Source organism: Halomonas sp. AOP43-D1-4 (assembly GCF_052446175.1).
Lineage (GTDB): Bacteria > Pseudomonadota > Gammaproteobacteria > Pseudomonadales > Halomonadaceae > Vreelandella > Vreelandella citrativorans.
The window spans coordinates 1-13510 of record NZ_JBQSVY010000009.1 but is presented as its reverse complement, the minus strand read 5'-3'; the positions used below and the strand labels follow the sequence as shown (position 1 = coordinate 13510).

Annotated in this window: 14 protein-coding genes and 7 tRNA genes; 15 read left to right on the top strand and 6 right to left on the bottom strand. The window is 56.4% G+C overall.

Features of this window, described 5'->3' with window-relative positions; genetic code table 11:
• Positions 1 to 58: 58 nt before the first annotated feature.
• Together rlmKL and ACT3RQ_RS11035 are read left to right on the top strand one after the other, a co-directional pair.
• Positions 59 to 2281 (top strand): bifunctional 23S rRNA (guanine(2069)-N(7))-methyltransferase RlmK/23S rRNA (guanine(2445)-N(2))-methyltransferase RlmL, encoded by a 2223-nt coding sequence (rlmKL, locus tag ACT3RQ_RS11040; protein ID WP_444680561.1) that lies wholly within the window; start codon positions 59 to 61, stop codon positions 2279 to 2281.
• Positions 2282 to 2300: 19 nt separating this feature from the next.
• Positions 2301 to 2636, top strand: coding sequence for a glutaredoxin family protein (locus ACT3RQ_RS11035; RefSeq protein WP_444680486.1), 336 nt, complete (start codon positions 2301 to 2303; stop codon positions 2634 to 2636).
• A 17-nt stretch (positions 2637 to 2653) separates the two neighbouring features.
• Here the strand turns inward: ACT3RQ_RS11035 and ACT3RQ_RS11030 are convergent, their stop codons facing one another.
• Positions 2654 to 2935, bottom strand: coding sequence for a hypothetical protein (locus tag ACT3RQ_RS11030; RefSeq protein WP_018916661.1), 282 nt, complete (start codon positions 2933 to 2935; stop codon positions 2654 to 2656).
• 187 nt (positions 2936 to 3122) lie between these two features.
• Here ACT3RQ_RS11030 and pdxB point away from each other — a divergent pair, with 187 nt between their 5' ends.
• Positions 3123 to 4271: a 4-phosphoerythronate dehydrogenase PdxB gene (gene pdxB, locus ACT3RQ_RS11025; protein WP_444680485.1), complete on the top strand. Its 1149-nt coding sequence runs from the start codon at positions 3123 to 3125 to the stop codon at positions 4269 to 4271.
• Between the two features lie 62 nt (positions 4272 to 4333).
• Here pdxB and htpX read toward each other — a convergent pair whose 3' ends face one another.
• From htpX to msrB, 4 genes are all read right to left on the bottom strand, one after another.
• Positions 4334 to 5239 (bottom strand): protease HtpX, encoded by a 906-nt coding sequence (gene htpX, locus ACT3RQ_RS11020; protein ID WP_172117168.1) that lies wholly within the window; start codon positions 5237 to 5239, stop codon positions 4334 to 4336.
• A 92-nt stretch (positions 5240 to 5331) separates the two neighbouring features.
• Positions 5332 to 6624 (bottom strand): pyridoxal phosphate-dependent aminotransferase, encoded by a 1293-nt coding sequence (locus tag ACT3RQ_RS11015; RefSeq protein WP_216658002.1) that lies wholly within the window; start codon positions 6622 to 6624, stop codon positions 5332 to 5334.
• Positions 6625 to 6681: 57 nt separating this feature from the next.
• Entirely contained in the window at positions 6682 to 7635 is a 954-nt protein-coding gene (gene ylqF, locus ACT3RQ_RS11010; RefSeq protein ID WP_444628527.1) for a ribosome biogenesis GTPase YlqF, read from the bottom strand.
• Positions 7636 to 7741: 106 nt separating this feature from the next.
• A complete protein-coding gene (gene msrB / locus ACT3RQ_RS11005; RefSeq protein ID WP_444639646.1) occupies positions 7742 to 8140 on the bottom strand; it encodes a peptide-methionine (R)-S-oxide reductase MsrB in 399 nt (132 codons plus the stop codon).
• A 250-nt stretch (positions 8141 to 8390) separates the two neighbouring features.
• Between msrB and ACT3RQ_RS11000 the strand changes: the two genes are divergently transcribed.
• The 12 genes from ACT3RQ_RS11000 to ACT3RQ_RS10945 all read left to right on the top strand — a co-directional run bounded on the left by ACT3RQ_RS11000 (position 8391) and on the right by ACT3RQ_RS10945 (position 13184).
• Positions 8391 to 8466 (top strand) — tRNA-Glu (locus tag ACT3RQ_RS11000).
• 24 nt (positions 8467 to 8490) lie between these two features.
• Positions 8491 to 8565, top strand: a tRNA-Gly gene (locus ACT3RQ_RS10995).
• A gap of 4 nt (positions 8566 to 8569) precedes the next feature.
• A tRNA-Glu gene (locus ACT3RQ_RS10990) sits at positions 8570 to 8645 on the top strand.
• 24 nt (positions 8646 to 8669) lie between these two features.
• A tRNA-Gly gene (locus ACT3RQ_RS10985) sits at positions 8670 to 8744 on the top strand.
• Between the two features lie 23 nt (positions 8745 to 8767).
• Positions 8768 to 8843, top strand: a tRNA-Glu gene (locus ACT3RQ_RS10980).
• A 23-nt stretch (positions 8844 to 8866) separates the two neighbouring features.
• Positions 8867 to 8941 (top strand) — tRNA-Gly (locus tag ACT3RQ_RS10975).
• 315 nt (positions 8942 to 9256) lie between these two features.
• Positions 9257 to 10225: an ABC transporter ATP-binding protein gene (locus ACT3RQ_RS10970; protein WP_193054851.1), complete on the top strand. Its 969-nt coding sequence runs from the start codon at positions 9257 to 9259 to the stop codon at positions 10223 to 10225.
• Positions 10222 to 10995 (top strand): ABC transporter permease, encoded by a 774-nt coding sequence (locus tag ACT3RQ_RS10965; RefSeq protein ID WP_172117164.1) that lies wholly within the window; start codon positions 10222 to 10224, stop codon positions 10993 to 10995. Before ACT3RQ_RS10970 ends, ACT3RQ_RS10965 begins: the two co-directional genes overlap by 4 nt.
• A 35-nt stretch (positions 10996 to 11030) precedes the next feature.
• Complete coding sequence (queF, locus tag ACT3RQ_RS10960) at positions 11031 to 11864, top strand: NADPH-dependent 7-cyano-7-deazaguanine reductase QueF (RefSeq protein WP_444639647.1); 834 nt, start codon at positions 11031 to 11033, stop codon at positions 11862 to 11864.
• A 47-nt stretch (positions 11865 to 11911) separates the two neighbouring features.
• Positions 11912 to 12472 (top strand): nitroreductase family protein, encoded by a 561-nt coding sequence (locus ACT3RQ_RS10955; protein WP_444639648.1) that lies wholly within the window; start codon positions 11912 to 11914, stop codon positions 12470 to 12472.
• Between the two features lie 13 nt (positions 12473 to 12485).
• Complete coding sequence (locus ACT3RQ_RS10950; protein ID WP_172117161.1) at positions 12486 to 12989, top strand: YiiD C-terminal domain-containing protein; 504 nt, start codon at positions 12486 to 12488, stop codon at positions 12987 to 12989.
• Positions 12990 to 13096: 107 nt separating this feature from the next.
• Positions 13097 to 13184, top strand: a tRNA-Ser gene (locus ACT3RQ_RS10945).
• A 28-nt stretch (positions 13185 to 13212) separates the two neighbouring features.
• Here ACT3RQ_RS10945 and ACT3RQ_RS10940 read toward each other — a convergent pair.
• On the bottom strand, positions 13213 to 13510 hold a 298-nt coding region (locus tag ACT3RQ_RS10940), incomplete at its 5' end, for a hypothetical protein (RefSeq protein WP_444680484.1).

Genomic DNA, 13510 nt, shown 5'->3' with positions numbered 1-13510 from the left:
AGATGTAAATACATTTGCCATATATAGGAATATCGCGCGGTTACGCGCTGCCATGACTATGACCGAAACGAGTCAAAACGCCCCCTTGAACCTGTTGGCGACCTGCCCGAAAGGCATTGAAGGCCTGCTGGCCGATGAGCTGGCAGCGATAGGCGCGACGCCTGGAAAGACCACGGTGGCAGGCGTGTACTTCACCGCCAGCCAAGCCATCGCCTACCGTGTATGTTTGTGGTCACGGCTTGCCAACCGGGTCATTCTGCAGCTCGTTCGCGAGCCGATGATTGAAACGCCCGAGCAGTTACGCGATGTCGTTGCCCACATTGCCTGGACCCAGCATTTGGCTGTGGGCAAAACCCTGGCCGTAGATTTTCATGGCCGCAGCGACCACATTCGTCATACCCGGTTTGGCGCGCAAACGGTGAAAGACGGTGTGGTAGATTCGTTGCAGCTTGCCGGGCAAGAGCGGCCATCCATTGATACTAAAACGCCCGACTTGCGCCTGTACGCACATTTGCACCGGGCGAATCTCACGATTGGTATCGACCTCTCGGGTGAGAGTCTTCATCGCCGCGGCTATCGTCGCGATGTAGGCCATGCACCGCTGAAAGAGAACCTGGCGGCCGCGCTGCTCATACGCGCGGGCTGGCCCGAGCGAGCCAAGGCTGGCGAGCCGTTGATCGACCCACTGTGTGGCGCGGGCACGCTGCTGATCGAGGCGGCGCTAATGGCCGCCGACCAGGCGCCTAACCTGGACCGCGAACGCTTTGGCTTCAAGGGCTGGGCTGGGCACGATGAAGCGCTCTGGCTTGAGCAAAAGCGCGAGGCCGAAGCGCGTGCGTCTATTGGCCGTAAGCGGTGTAAAACGCAGCTGCTGGGCTTTGACCAAAGCCCAGCCGCGCTTTCTGCGGCGAAAACCAACGCGATGCGTGCAGGCATTCCAGCGCTGATTACCCTGCACGGGCAAAGTCTTGCCCAGCTAACCCGGCCCGAGACGCTCACGGCAACAAGCGGGCTGTTGATCACCAACCCGCCGTACGGCGAGCGGTTGGGGGAACTTCCCGAACTGGTGCGCCTTTACGCCCAGTTGGGCGAAAAAGCCAAGGCACTGTTTCCAGGTTGGACGCTGGCAATGTTTACCGGCAACCCCGACTTGGGCCACCGTTTGGGGCTGCGCGCGCACAAGCAGTATGCGTTAAAAAATGGTGCGTTGGATGCCAAGCTGCTGCTGATGGATATCGGCACATCAGCTGCCAATAATGGTGCTCAGGCAGAAGGGCAGCCTACCGATCAAGCGCCTGCTGCTGCGCCAGTTGCTCCACAGCAAGCGTCGCGTGCGGTGTCCGAAAACGCCCAGATGTTTGCCAATCGTCTGGTCAAAAACCAGAAGCGCCTCAAAAAATGGTTAAAGCTGAGCGGTGAAACCTGCTACCGGCTCTATGATGCCGACATGCCTGAGTTTGCGCTGGCGATTGACCGCTATGGTGACCGTGTACACGTTCAAGAGTACGCCGCACCGAGCTCGATCAACCCGGCTCAGGCACAAAAACGCCTGTTTGACGCCTTGGAAGTGTTGCCTGATGCGTTGGGCGTTGACTCCAGCAAGGTGTATATCAAGCGTCGTGAGCGGCAAACCGGCACCGCCCAGTACCAGAAGCGTGATGCCAGTGGCGAGCGTTTTGACGTGCGCGAAGGCGATGCGCGGTTGTGGGTTAACCTGCGTGACTACCTGGATACCGGGCTGTTCCTGGACCACCGGCCGGTGCGCCGCATGTTGGGTGAAATGGCCAGCGGTAAGCGCTTCTTAAACCTGTTTTGCTATACCGCCACGGCCACGGTGCAAGCCGCGCTGGGCGGCGCCAGCGACAGCGTTAGCGTGGATATGTCCAATACCTACCTTGAGTGGGCAAAAGACAACTTTACGCTGAACGAACTCGACCTGCGCCTGCATCGCGTGGTGCGTGATGATTGTTTCCGCTGGCTGGAAACCGCTAACGCCGAGTTTGACCTGATCTTTATGGACCCGCCGACGTTCTCCAACTCGAAAAAAATGCGCGATACGCTCGACGTACAGCGCGACCACCCTCGGTTGGTAGAACTGGCTATGGCGCGGCTTGCGCCTGGCGGAACGCTGGTATTCTCGAATAATCAGCGTCGCTTCAAGCTTGATGATGCACTTAGCGAGCGTTATGCGGTGGAGGAGATTACCTCGCGTACCTTCGACCCTGACTTTCAGCGGCGCACCAATATGCATCACGTGTTCCTGCTGCGTCACCGCAGCTAGGGCGTAAGGGCTTGCGGCGGTGATCTCGCTTACGCTCTACACCACGCTGGGTTGCCATCTGTGCGCCCAGCTGGAAGGCCTGCTGGCAGCGCTTGCTAATCAACCGGTGGCGCTGCAACGCATTGAAATCAGTGATTGTCCGGAGTTACTAGCACGCTACGGCGAGCTTATTCCGGTGGTGGCGGATAGCCAGGGGCATGAGCTGATACGTGGTTTTGAGGTCGAGCGCTTAAGCGCTTGGTTGCGTCAGCGCGGCTGGCTAAGTGAGCACGCGCTAACACACCTGATGCAGCCTGATGAAGCGCCACCAAAAGGGCGTTATGTTCGCAACGGGCGGCGTTTTCTGGGTGAGTGATGACTTACTGGGGGCGCTTAAAGCAGATCAAGCAGCGAAAGCTGGCGCATCGCTTCCTGGCCTTCTGGAGTATGGTCATCAACGTCCAGTACTTTATGAAACCCGCGTGACTTTTGAATGGTCGTCTCATCTTCCAGCCACATCTGAGCCTGCTCAAGCGTGTCGGCCAGTTGATGTTTTAGGCCGCCAAACTGCGTGCCGATTTGCCCCCAGGCGCGACTAAAAATCCAGTCGCCAAACATATCCTGGTGAATATGAACCAGCACATAGTCGTGGTCGGTTTCCCACCTTACGATCACAAGCTTACTCCCACGGTTGTTCTTGACACTGGCTTACCCATTAGGCACTCCTTGTCCTGAATACTCTTTTCCAATTTGATGCGGCGGACGGTATTGTAAAGCGCGTTATCGCAAACGCCTATCTTTGCTTATGAAGCGTTTTTCTGTGGAGAGGCTTGCCTGTCCTGCGGACTAAAAGGATCACGTTGTGAAGCTGACTGTAGATGCCAATATACCCGCCGCCGAACGCTGCTTTGGTGATTTTGGCTCAATCACCCATCTGCCAGGGCGTGAAATAAGCGCGGCACACGTCAAGGACGCGGATGCGCTGATTGTGCGCTCCATCACCCAGGTCACTGCCGCGCTATTGGCAGACAGCGCTGTACGCTTTGTCGGTACCTGTACGATTGGCACCGACCATATTGATCATGCCGCCCTGGCGGAGCGCGGTATTACCTTTGCAAGCGCGCCTGGTTGCAACGCTGAAGCGGTGGTGGACTATGTGCTCAGCAGCTTGCTAACGCTGGCTGAGCGCGATGGCTGGTCGCTGCTCTCACGAACGGTGGGCATTGTGGGCGTCGGCAATGTAGGCAGCCGCTTACTTGCCCGCCTTAATGCGCTGGGCGTCAACACACTTGCCTGTGATCCACCCAGAGCAGAGCAGGAGGGCGAGCAGGACTTTGAGGCGCTGGATACGCTGATTGATCGTTGCGATATTCTCTGCCTGCACACGCCGCTGGTGTCAGAGGGGCCGCACGCCACGTATCAGCTGCTGAATGCTCAGCGCGTCAATGAATTAGCGCCTGGCACGGTATTGCTAAACGCCGGGCGGGGCGACTGTGTTGATGGGCTAGCGCTGCGTGGTCGGTTAGCGGGTAAAGGCGATATTACCGCCGTGCTGGACGTGTGGGAGAGCGAGCCGGACATTGATGCAGGGCTGCGCGACCTGGTGGCACTTGCCACGCCGCATATTGCCGGGCATAGCCTGGACGGCAAGCTGCGCGGTACCTGGATGATTCAGCAGGCGTTAGCCAGCCATCTTGGCTCTCCCAACCATGATGCGTTTGCCGATATCTGCCCGCTGCCAGCGTTGGCATCATTGCATTTGCAGGACGCTCTGCCGGTCGAGGATGCGCTGCGTGTGTGCATGCGTGCCGTGTACGACGTGCGCCGAGACCACGACAGCCTGCAGCGCCAGGCGCTTTTGCAGGGTATCAAGCAGGGCTTTGATACTTGCCGAGCCAATTATCCACTGCGCCGTGAATTTGCCACGCTGAACGTGCAGTTATCGGGCAGTGCGGTTGATCTTGAAGCGCCGTTGAGTGCCGCGGGCTTTCACGTCTCGCGGTTATCCTGACGCGCAAAAAGAACAGGCCCGCTTAGCGGGCCTGTTGCGACTAAATACGTTGCGGATGTTTTTTATTGACGGTAAGCGGCTTCTTTTAGCGCACGAATACGGTCATCCAGCGGCGGGTGGCTGGCAAAAAGTTGTTCTACCAGCGAGCGTGTTTGGCCTTTGGTGATCGCCATGGCGCGTAGGGTGTCGGGCATTTGGTCCGGCATTTCTGTTTCCGCTTTCAAGCGGGCCAGAGCATTCACCATGGAGCCTGTCCCTGCTAACCGAGCACCGGCCTCATCGGCACGGTATTCACGATAGCGAGAGAACCAGGCAACGATAGCCGACGCCACAATCCCGAACACAATTTCTGCGACAATCACGACCGCGAAGTAACCCATAAAGCCCAGGCCACCTTCGCCGCCGCTGCGGCTTTTAAGAAAGCCATCCACCAACTGCGCCACCACACGGGCAAAGAACATCACAAAGGTGTTCACTACGCCCTGAATCAGCGCCAGCGTGACCATGTCGCCATTGGCGACGTGGCCAATTTCGTGGGCAAGCACTGCGCGCACTTCGTCGGGGCGCATCCGGTTTAACAGCCCGGCAGAAACCGCCACCAAAGCGTCATCTTTATTCCAGCCGGTGGCAAACGCGTTTGACTGCTGGGCGGGGAAGATGCCCACCTCCGGCGTCTTAATACCGGCCTCGCGGGCAAGTTCAGCCACGGTATCGACAAGCCATTGCTCGGTGGCGTTGGAAGGCGACTCAATAATTACCGTGCCGGTACTGCGTTTCGCCATCCACTTGGAAATAAACAGCGAGATCAGCGAGCCGACCATGCCGAAGATAAAGCAGAAAATCAGCAGGCTGGTAAAGTTGATTCCTTGGCTGCGTAAATAACCTTCAACGCCAAACAGGCGCAGCGTAATACTGGCGACAAGCAGTACCGCCAGGTTGGTGGCTAAAAACAGCACAATTCGCATCATGGTGCAGGTTCTCCCTAAGAGGACGGTAAAGCGTTACTAGAATGCTTGCTTGGATACGTACACGTCGTGGCAGTTTCAAGTCACAGCGCACGTTATTGACGGTAGCGGGACAAGAAATTACCGAACCTGTCCAGGGCGTCGCCCAGTTGATCCGCCCAGGGCAGTGTCACAATGCGCACATGATCAGGTTCTGGCCAGTTAAACGCCGTGCCTTGAACCAGTAGAATTTTCTCTTGAAGGAGCAAATCAAGAACCAGCTTCTGGTCATCTTGAATATTGAAGACCTTGGGGTCCAAACGAGGAAACGCATAGAGCGCGCCCTTGGGCGTGACACAGGAAACACCAGGAATCGCGTTGAGTTTTTCCACCGTGATGTCGCGCTGAGCCAGTAAACGGCCACCTGGCAGGATCAGGTCATTGATCGACTGATAGCCACCCAGTGCGGTCTGAATGGCGTGCTGGGCAGGCACGTTGGCACACAGACGCATGGAGGCCAGCATGGTCAGCCCCTGGATAAAATCCTTGGCGCGCTGTTTGGCAATCGTGCCAGAAATCGTCATCCAGCCGGAGCGAAAGCCCGCACAGCGGTAGCTTTTCGACAGCCCGTTCATGGTAATCACCAACTGGTCATCGTCGGCCAGAGCGCCGGTCGCGGTATGTTCTACGCCGTCATACAGGATCTTGTCGTAGATCTCGTCAGAGAACACCACCAGATTGTGCTCTTTGGCCACGGCCAATACGTCGCGCACCACGGCCGGTGGATAAACTGCGCCGGTCGGGTTGTTGGGGTTAATCAGCACAATCGCGCGGGTGCGGCTGGTGATTTTGGCGCGGATATCAGCAATGTCCGGCGTCCAGTCGGCCTGCTCATCGCACCTATAGTGCACGCCGTGGCCGCCGGAAAGATGCGCCGCTGCCGTCCATAGTGGATAGTCGGGGGCAGGGATCAGCACTTCGTCGCCATCGTTTAATAGCGCCTGCATGCACATCACAATCAGTTCGGACACGCCGTTGCCGATGTAAATATCTTCGATGCCAACGCCTGGGATCTTCTTGCGCTGGCACTCCTGCATAATCGCCTTACGCGCCGAGTAGAGGCCTTTGGAATCACAGTAGCCTTGTGCCGTGGGCAGGTTGCGCATCACATCCTGCAAAATCTCTTCTGGTGCTTCAAACCCAAAGGGCGCCGGGTTGCCAATATTCAGCTTTAAAATCCGCTGGCCTTCATCCTCAAGCCGCTTGGCATGATCGAGGACCGGGCCACGGATGTCGTAGCAGACGTTATTGAGCTTGTGAGATTTTTTGAGTTCAGCAGATGACGGCTCGGCGTTTTGTGAGTCCGTATCCTGAAGCTCAGTAGGCGTTTGAAGCTGAGAGGTTTCCATGAGTGATTTATCCAAAAGTGTCCAAAGGCCGTGCGGCGGCGCCGGTCGGTTCATCCATTATGCGTCGGAAAGTGGCTGATTGTCTTCGTCGTTTTGCACAATGGGCGGCGGAATATCGTCCGGTGTTTCCAGCGTTAAACGGCCAAGCTTGCCGTCACGCAGTTCGTGTAGCAGTACTTCGGCGCCACGGTGTAAATCTACCTCGCCACCTGCGCGCAGGCCGCCCCGTTTACCGGCAATTTCTTTCAGGATGGCATGCCCATCAAACCCGGCGATCGCCAGAAAATCAGGCTTCTTCGGACCGTCGGCGTCCACGTCATTATCGACCGGCACTTCATACGTGGGCAATGCTTTGAGTTTGTAACGTGCGGTCAACTCGTCCGGGTAGCGCTTGGCAAGCTCGGCGCTGGTAACAATACCCACGTCGGTATACTCAATGGCGGTATCGCGAATAGCGCCGCTGGCCGCCAGCCGATAGGCGCTGGCCTGGTCTTCAATCTTGGGCCACAGCACGCCTGGGGTGTCGATCAGCGCTACGCGGCCATCAATACGCACTTTCTGCTGGCGCTTGGTGACCGCCGGTTCGTTACCGGTTTTGGCAATTTTACGCCCGGCCAGGCCGTTAATCAGGGTGGATTTACCCACGTTGGGAATCCCCATCACCATCACTCGAACGTCGCGGTCAGCACGTACGTCACCTGCTAATTCGTGGCAAAGTTTGGGAATCTTTTTTAACTCACGCGTGTTGGTCGTGGTGATCGCGAGTGCCCGGGTATCGTCCTGGGCATCGAAAAAGGCTACCCATTCCGCAGTGCGCTCTGGGTCTGCCAGGTCCGCCCGGGAGAGTATTTTCAATACTGGCTTATGGCGGGTCAGCTCGGCCAGCATCGGGTTGGCGCTAGAGTAGGGCAGACGTGCGTCGAGTACTTCAATGACCACGTCAATTTCCGGCAGCGCATCCTTTATCTGGCGGCGGGCCTTGTTCATATGTCCGGGGAACCAGCCGAGCATGAGTTTCTCCTACAAGCACAAAAAACGGGCATAAAAAAAGCGAGCAACCATTCTACCAGATGGCGCTCGCCTTGCTGCGATTCGTTAAAGGGGTTAGAGGTAGCGTTTACTCGTCAGGATGAAACTCTAGCGACACCGAGTTAATGCAGTAACGCAACCCTGTGGACGCCGGTGGCCCGTCAGGAAACACATGCCCCAAGTGGGCATCGCAGTGGGAGCACACTACTTCTGTGCGCACCATGCCGAGCGTGGTATCGCTATGCTCTTCAACGCAGTTTCTGCCAAGCGGCCTGTCGAAGCTGGGCCAGCCACAACCCGCATCAAATTTGTGCTCGTTTTCAAACAGCGGTGCATGACAACAAATACAGTGGTAAATGCCTTGAGCATCGCTTACTTGGTAGTCACCTGTAAAGGGACGTTCGGTGCCTTTCTCGCGTGCAACCCGGTACTGCTCAGGCGTCAGCTGTTCGCGCCACTGCTCGGGGGATTTTTTGATTTTGGCCATTTTAGTGTCTCCTTGCCCTCTGTGACTTGCAGGCTATCGTACTCTTTTCAATTAAGACAGCGTAGTTAAGAAAGCTAGTACTTACCCGAGTTCAGAAGGCGAATAGGGTGTAGCCACCCGTTTGAGTAGGCGTTAAGTGGTAGCAATGAAAGAGATTGGCGTATAGATAGAAAGCAGAGCGATATCATAGGGCTTGACAGAAATGCGTGCTCTGAGTAATATACGCGCCACCTCGACGAGGCAATGAAACGTCCCATTCGTCTAGTGGTCCAGGACACCGCCCTTTCACGGCGGTAACAGGGGTTCGAACCCCCTATGGGACGCCAATTACATCGTTAAGGTATCGGAGTGCGGGAATAGCTCAGTGGTAGAGCATCGCCTTGCCAAGGCGAGGGTCGAGAGTTCGAATCTCTTTTCCCGCTCCAAAACGTCCCATTCGTCTAGTGGTCCAGGACACCGCCCTTTCACGGCGGTAACAGGGGTTCGAACCCCCTATGGGACGCCAATCCGATGGCGAGAAATTGATTAAGCGGGAATAGCTCAGTGGTAGAGCATCGCCTTGCCAAGGCGAGGGTCGAGAGTTCGAATCTCTTTTCCCGCTCCAATCAATAAAATAGATGTTTATACGTCCCATTCGTCTAGTGGCCTAGGACACCGCCCTTTCACGGCGGTAACAGGGGTTCGAACCCCCTATGGGACGCCATCTAGTAAGTGCATGTTTACATTGCGGGAATAGCTCAGTGGTAGAGCATCGCCTTGCCAAGGCGAGGGTCGAGAGTTCGAATCTCTTTTCCCGCTCCATGTAAACAGCCTCATCTAGCATGGCAAGGGTCGAGAGCTGGAACGCCAGCCCGGTCGAATCTCTTTTCCCGCTCCATGTAAACAGCCCTCAAATTCGATTTTGTACCTTCCTTCGTTGTACCCCCCTTCGTTGTAACCTTTTTATTGCCCTGCGTTTTTTGTTAGTAGCGCCTTTGAGCGTTATTTTTCATGTCTGCTATTTCGCTAAGTTTGCTGCGCTTTGCCACTTGGCTTGAAAAAACATTTAAATGCCCCGATATCATTGCTTCTCAAGCATTCTCTTTGCCCCTATTTTTTTGCTGACAGGACATCTTTATGGCCGAACCGGCATTGTCTATCCGTGGCCTTACCAAGGTGTACGGCAACGGCTTTCACGCGTTAAAAGGAATTGATCTCGACGTCCAGCAGGGCGATTTTTTTGCCTTGTTGGGTCCCAACGGCGCAGGTAAATCCACCACCCTGGGTGTGGTGTGTTCATTGGTGCAGAAGTCAGAAGGCAAGGTGTCGATTTTTGGTATCGACATCGACAAGGACTTCGCCAAGGCCAAGTACCAGCTGGGCGTGGTTCCTCAGGAATTCAACTTCAACCAGTTCGAGAAGGTGCTTGATATCGTGCTGGCGCAAGCAGGCTATTACGGCATGACGCGCCGTGAAGCGCTGCCGCGTGCTGAGCAGCTGCTGCGCGACCTGGGCCTGTGGGATAAGCGCAATGGCAACGCTCGCATGCTTTCTGGTGGTATGAAGCGCCGCTTGATGATTGCCCGGGCGCTGATGCACCGGCCCAAGCTACTGATTCTGGATGAGCCCACCGCGGGCGTGGATATTGAACTGCGCCGCAGCATGTGGGAGTACATGCGCCGCATTAATCAGGATGAAGGCACCACGATCATTCTAACCACCCACTATCTGGAAGAAGCCGAAAGCCTGTGCCGTAATATCGCCATCATCAATCACGGTGAAATTGTGCGTAACACCAGCGTGCGCGAGCTATTGGCCGAGCTGAATACCGAAACCTTCCTGCTGGATCTCGCCGAGCCGGTCACGGCACCACCGGTGATTGAAGGCTTTGAGATCAAGCAGATCGAACCGACGCAACTCTCGTTGGTGATTCATCGCGGGCAGCAGTTAAACGATGTGTTCAGTGTATTAAGCGAGCAGGGCATGCAGGTGGTTTCCATGCGCAACAGCGCTAACCGGTTGGAAGAGATGTTTGTGTCAATGGTAGAGGCGGGCAATACAGCCATCGATCAGCGCGCCGAACCCAACAAGGAGACGCAAGCATGAATGCAACACAAACGCTCGTCGCGCTATGGACGCTCGTACTTAAAGAGATCAAACGCTTTACGCGTATCTGGCCGCAAACGCTGCTGCCGCCTTCGATCACCATGGCGATGTACTTCATCATCTTTGGCAACCTGATCGGCTCGCGCATAGGGGATATGGATGGCTTCTCCTACATGGACTTTATCGTCCCCGGCCTGATCATGATGTCGGTCATCACCAACAGCTACTCGAACGTGGCTTCCAGCTTCTTCTCGAACAAGTTTCAGCGTTCGGTAGAAGAGCTAATGGTATCGCCCATGCCCAACTGGGTGATTCTATCCGGGTTTATCCTCGGCGGCATGGCGCGCGGCTTGGGCGTGGGCCTGATCGTTACTATTGTGTCGCTATTCTTCACGCGCTTAACCATCGAGCACCCGCTTTTAACCATCCTGGTGGTGGTGCTAACCTCGGCGCTGTTCTCCATCGGCGGCTTTATCAACGCCCTGCTGGCCAACAAGTTTGATGATATCTCCATTGTGCCGACCTTTATTTTAACGCCGCTGACCTACCTGGGTGGGGTGTTTTACTCCATTTCCATGCTGCCCAATTTCTGGCAGGGCGTGTCAATGCTCAACCCGATTCTGTATATGGTGAACGTCTTCCGCTATGGGTTTTTGGGCGTGTCGGACATTCCCGTTGGTTGGGCGCTGGCGGCTATTTTGGGGTTTATCGTAGTGCTGTTTTTTGCGGCACTGGCCATGCTGGAGCGTGGCAAAGGCATTCGTAGTTAACCGCACGACCGTTTTTATCAAGAGAGCGTTACCCTATGGCACACCGCCCCGATACCTTAGAGCACGCGCCCCTGGGGCGCGAATCCGCCTATCCTGAGCTGTACGATGCCGCGCTGCTGTTCCCCATCCCACGCGCCGCCAACCGCGCCCCGCTAGGGATTGAAGAGGGCAAGCTGCCCTTTGTGGGGGAAGATGAGTGGCACGCGTTTGAGGTTTCCTGGCTGAATGCCCGTGGCAAACCCATCGTGGCCGTGGCCCGCTTTCGGCTGCCTGCTGAGTCGCCCAGCCTGATCGAATCCAAATCCTGGAAGCTCTACCTCAACAGCTTTAACCAAACCCGTATGGAAAGCCGCGAGGAAGTGATTGAAACGTTGCAGCGTGACCTAAGCGCGGTAGCCGGTGCACCGGTCAGCGTGGAGCTACTCGGTGTGGAAGACGCTGAGCTTGCCCCACAGCCGCTCCCCGGCGACTGCCTGGACGACTTGGATATCGAAGTAAGTGATTACACGCCCAGCGCCGCCCATTTGGCGGTAAGCGATGAGGTTGTAGAAGAGACGCTGCACTCGCATTTGCTTAAATCCAACTGCCCGGTGACCGGCCAGCCCGACTGGGGCAGCGTGATGATTCGCTACAAAGGCCCGAAGCTGGATCGCGAAGGGTTACTGCGTTACCTGATCGGCTATCGTCAGCATCAGGATTTTCATGAGCACTGTGTCGAGCACATCTTCACCGACCTGATGCAGCACGCCCAACCTACCGAGCTTCTGGTGCTGGCGCGCTACGTGCGCCGCGGCGGGTTGGATATCAGCCCCTGGCGCGCCACGCTGGGCCTTGCGCCGCCAAGCCCGCTGCGTCTGGCAAGACAGTAAGCGACTGCGCTACAGTAGTGCCTAACTGATTGATAGGATGAAACCAAATGGATGGACTCACGCTACTTCACAGCCGTAGCTCAATGGGCAAGCTGGTTGAGCCTGCGCCCACTGCCGAGCAGATGGATGCGATTTACCAGGCGGCCCTGCGCGCCCCGGACCACAAAGAGCTGCGCCCCTGGCGGTTTATTGAGTTCACTGGGGAAGGGCGTACGCGCCTGGGTGAGCTGTTTGCCGAAGCCGAGTTCCAGGAAGACCCTGGTGCCGACGACGACACGCTAAATTCAGCGCGCAAAAAACCGCTGCGCGCGCCGATGATTATCGCCGTGATCGCCAAGGTAACGCCGGACCTGCCCAAAGTGCCCAAAATGGAGCAGGTGATTTCCGCAGGCTGCGCCGCCCACGGCATCTTGCTGGCGGCCCACGCGCAGGAACTGGGCGCCATGTGGCGTAGCGGCAAGTACGCGTTTGACCCCGTGGTACGCAAAGGGCTCTCCCTGGAAGAAGATGACGAAGTGGTCGCGTTTATCTACCTGGGCAACCTGGGCGGGCGCCACAAACCACTGGCCCAGCACAACGTGGCCGACTTCGTAGAGCGCTGGGCGTAAGGAGGCTACCGCCATGCGCAAACCCGGTGTGCCTCACCCTCGCTTGCCGCTGCCCGAAGGCCAGGAAGACCTGGCCGCTTTTCAAAAGTGGTTAAGCGATGCAATTCCCATGGTCGGCGCCCTGGGCATTAAGGAGATGTCGCTTCACAACCAATCGCTCACTTGGCAGCTCGCCCTGGCGCCTAACCTGAATGACAAAGGTACCGGCTTTGGTGGCGCGCTAAGTGCGCAAACCACGCTGCAAGGCTGGTGTTGGGTAACACTGTGGCTACGCGGGCAAGGCATGGCGCGCGATGTAGTGGTCGCTGAAGCCACGCAACGCTTTCTGGCCCCGGTAACGGGTGATTACCGCCTGATATGCACGCCAGAAGAGCCTGACGGTGTTGAGAAGCTCACCAGGAAGCTTAACGAGCGAGGCAAAGGCCGCATTGCACTTACCCAACAGCTTTACTGCGGCGATGCGCTCTGCCTGGAAGCCCACGGCAGCTATGCGGTGCTATCAAGCAGCGATACCTGAAGGCAAGCCACTGATTCTGAAAAAGGCTTGCTATTTGGCCGCTTAAACCATAGTATATGCGCCGTTCTGTCGCGAAAGGCACAGCCCAAGTGATTGAACCAAAATGTGGAGGGGTGTCCGAGTGGTCGAAGGAGCACGCCTGGAAAGTGTGTAAGTCGAAAGGCTTCGAGGGTTCGAATCCCTCCCCCTCCGCCACAGAATATAGAAAAAGCCCGCTGAGCAATCAGCGGGCTTTTTTGTGTTTGGAATTTAGTGCCCATACTTTGGTTTTGGCTCTCATTGAGCAGAGCGGAACTTTTTTGGGCGCCGCCTCTTGGCCTGGGACCCTTGCTGCAGAGCTGCGGCTGAGTTCCAAAAAATCCTTCATGTATGCACCCAAATGAGGGATGACATCACCTTTTTCTTCAGATATTTTTACCTTAAGAATCATGTATGAATGCTCTTGGTTATAGCGACCCAAAGCGGTCATACGGTAAACCCCGTTTTTAGAAGTGCTTGGTCTTGAAGGCCTCAGGTTGGCT

Bases quoted from the DNA above. Each gene is read 5' to 3' on its own strand.
- ACT3RQ_RS10950 (WP_172117161.1), top strand. From the start codon at position 12,486: ATGCGCAAACCCGGTGTGCCTCACCCTCGCTTGCCGCTGCCCGAAGGC.
- ACT3RQ_RS10955 (WP_444639648.1), top strand. From the start codon at position 11,912: ATGGATGGACTCACGCTACTTCACAGCCGTAGCTCAATGGGCAAGCTG.
- htpX (WP_172117168.1), bottom strand. From the start codon at position 5,239: ATGATGCGAATTGTGCTGTTTTTAGCCACCAACCTGGCGGTACTGCTT.
- ylqF (WP_444628527.1), bottom strand. From the start codon at position 7,635: ATGCTCGGCTGGTTCCCCGGACATATGAACAAGGCCCGCCGCCAGATA.
- rlmKL (WP_444680561.1), top strand. From the start codon at position 59: ATGACCGAAACGAGTCAAAACGCCCCCTTGAACCTGTTGGCGACCTGC.
- queF (WP_444639647.1), top strand. From the start codon at position 11,031: ATGGCACACCGCCCCGATACCTTAGAGCACGCGCCCCTGGGGCGCGAA.
- ACT3RQ_RS10965 (WP_172117164.1), top strand. From the start codon at position 10,222: ATGAATGCAACACAAACGCTCGTCGCGCTATGGACGCTCGTACTTAAA.
- ACT3RQ_RS11015 (WP_216658002.1), bottom strand. From the start codon at position 6,624: ATGGAAACCTCTCAGCTTCAAACGCCTACTGAGCTTCAGGATACGGAC.
- ACT3RQ_RS10970 (WP_193054851.1), top strand. From the start codon at position 9,257: ATGGCCGAACCGGCATTGTCTATCCGTGGCCTTACCAAGGTGTACGGC.
- msrB (WP_444639646.1), bottom strand. From the start codon at position 8,140: ATGGCCAAAATCAAAAAATCCCCCGAGCAGTGGCGCGAACAGCTGACG.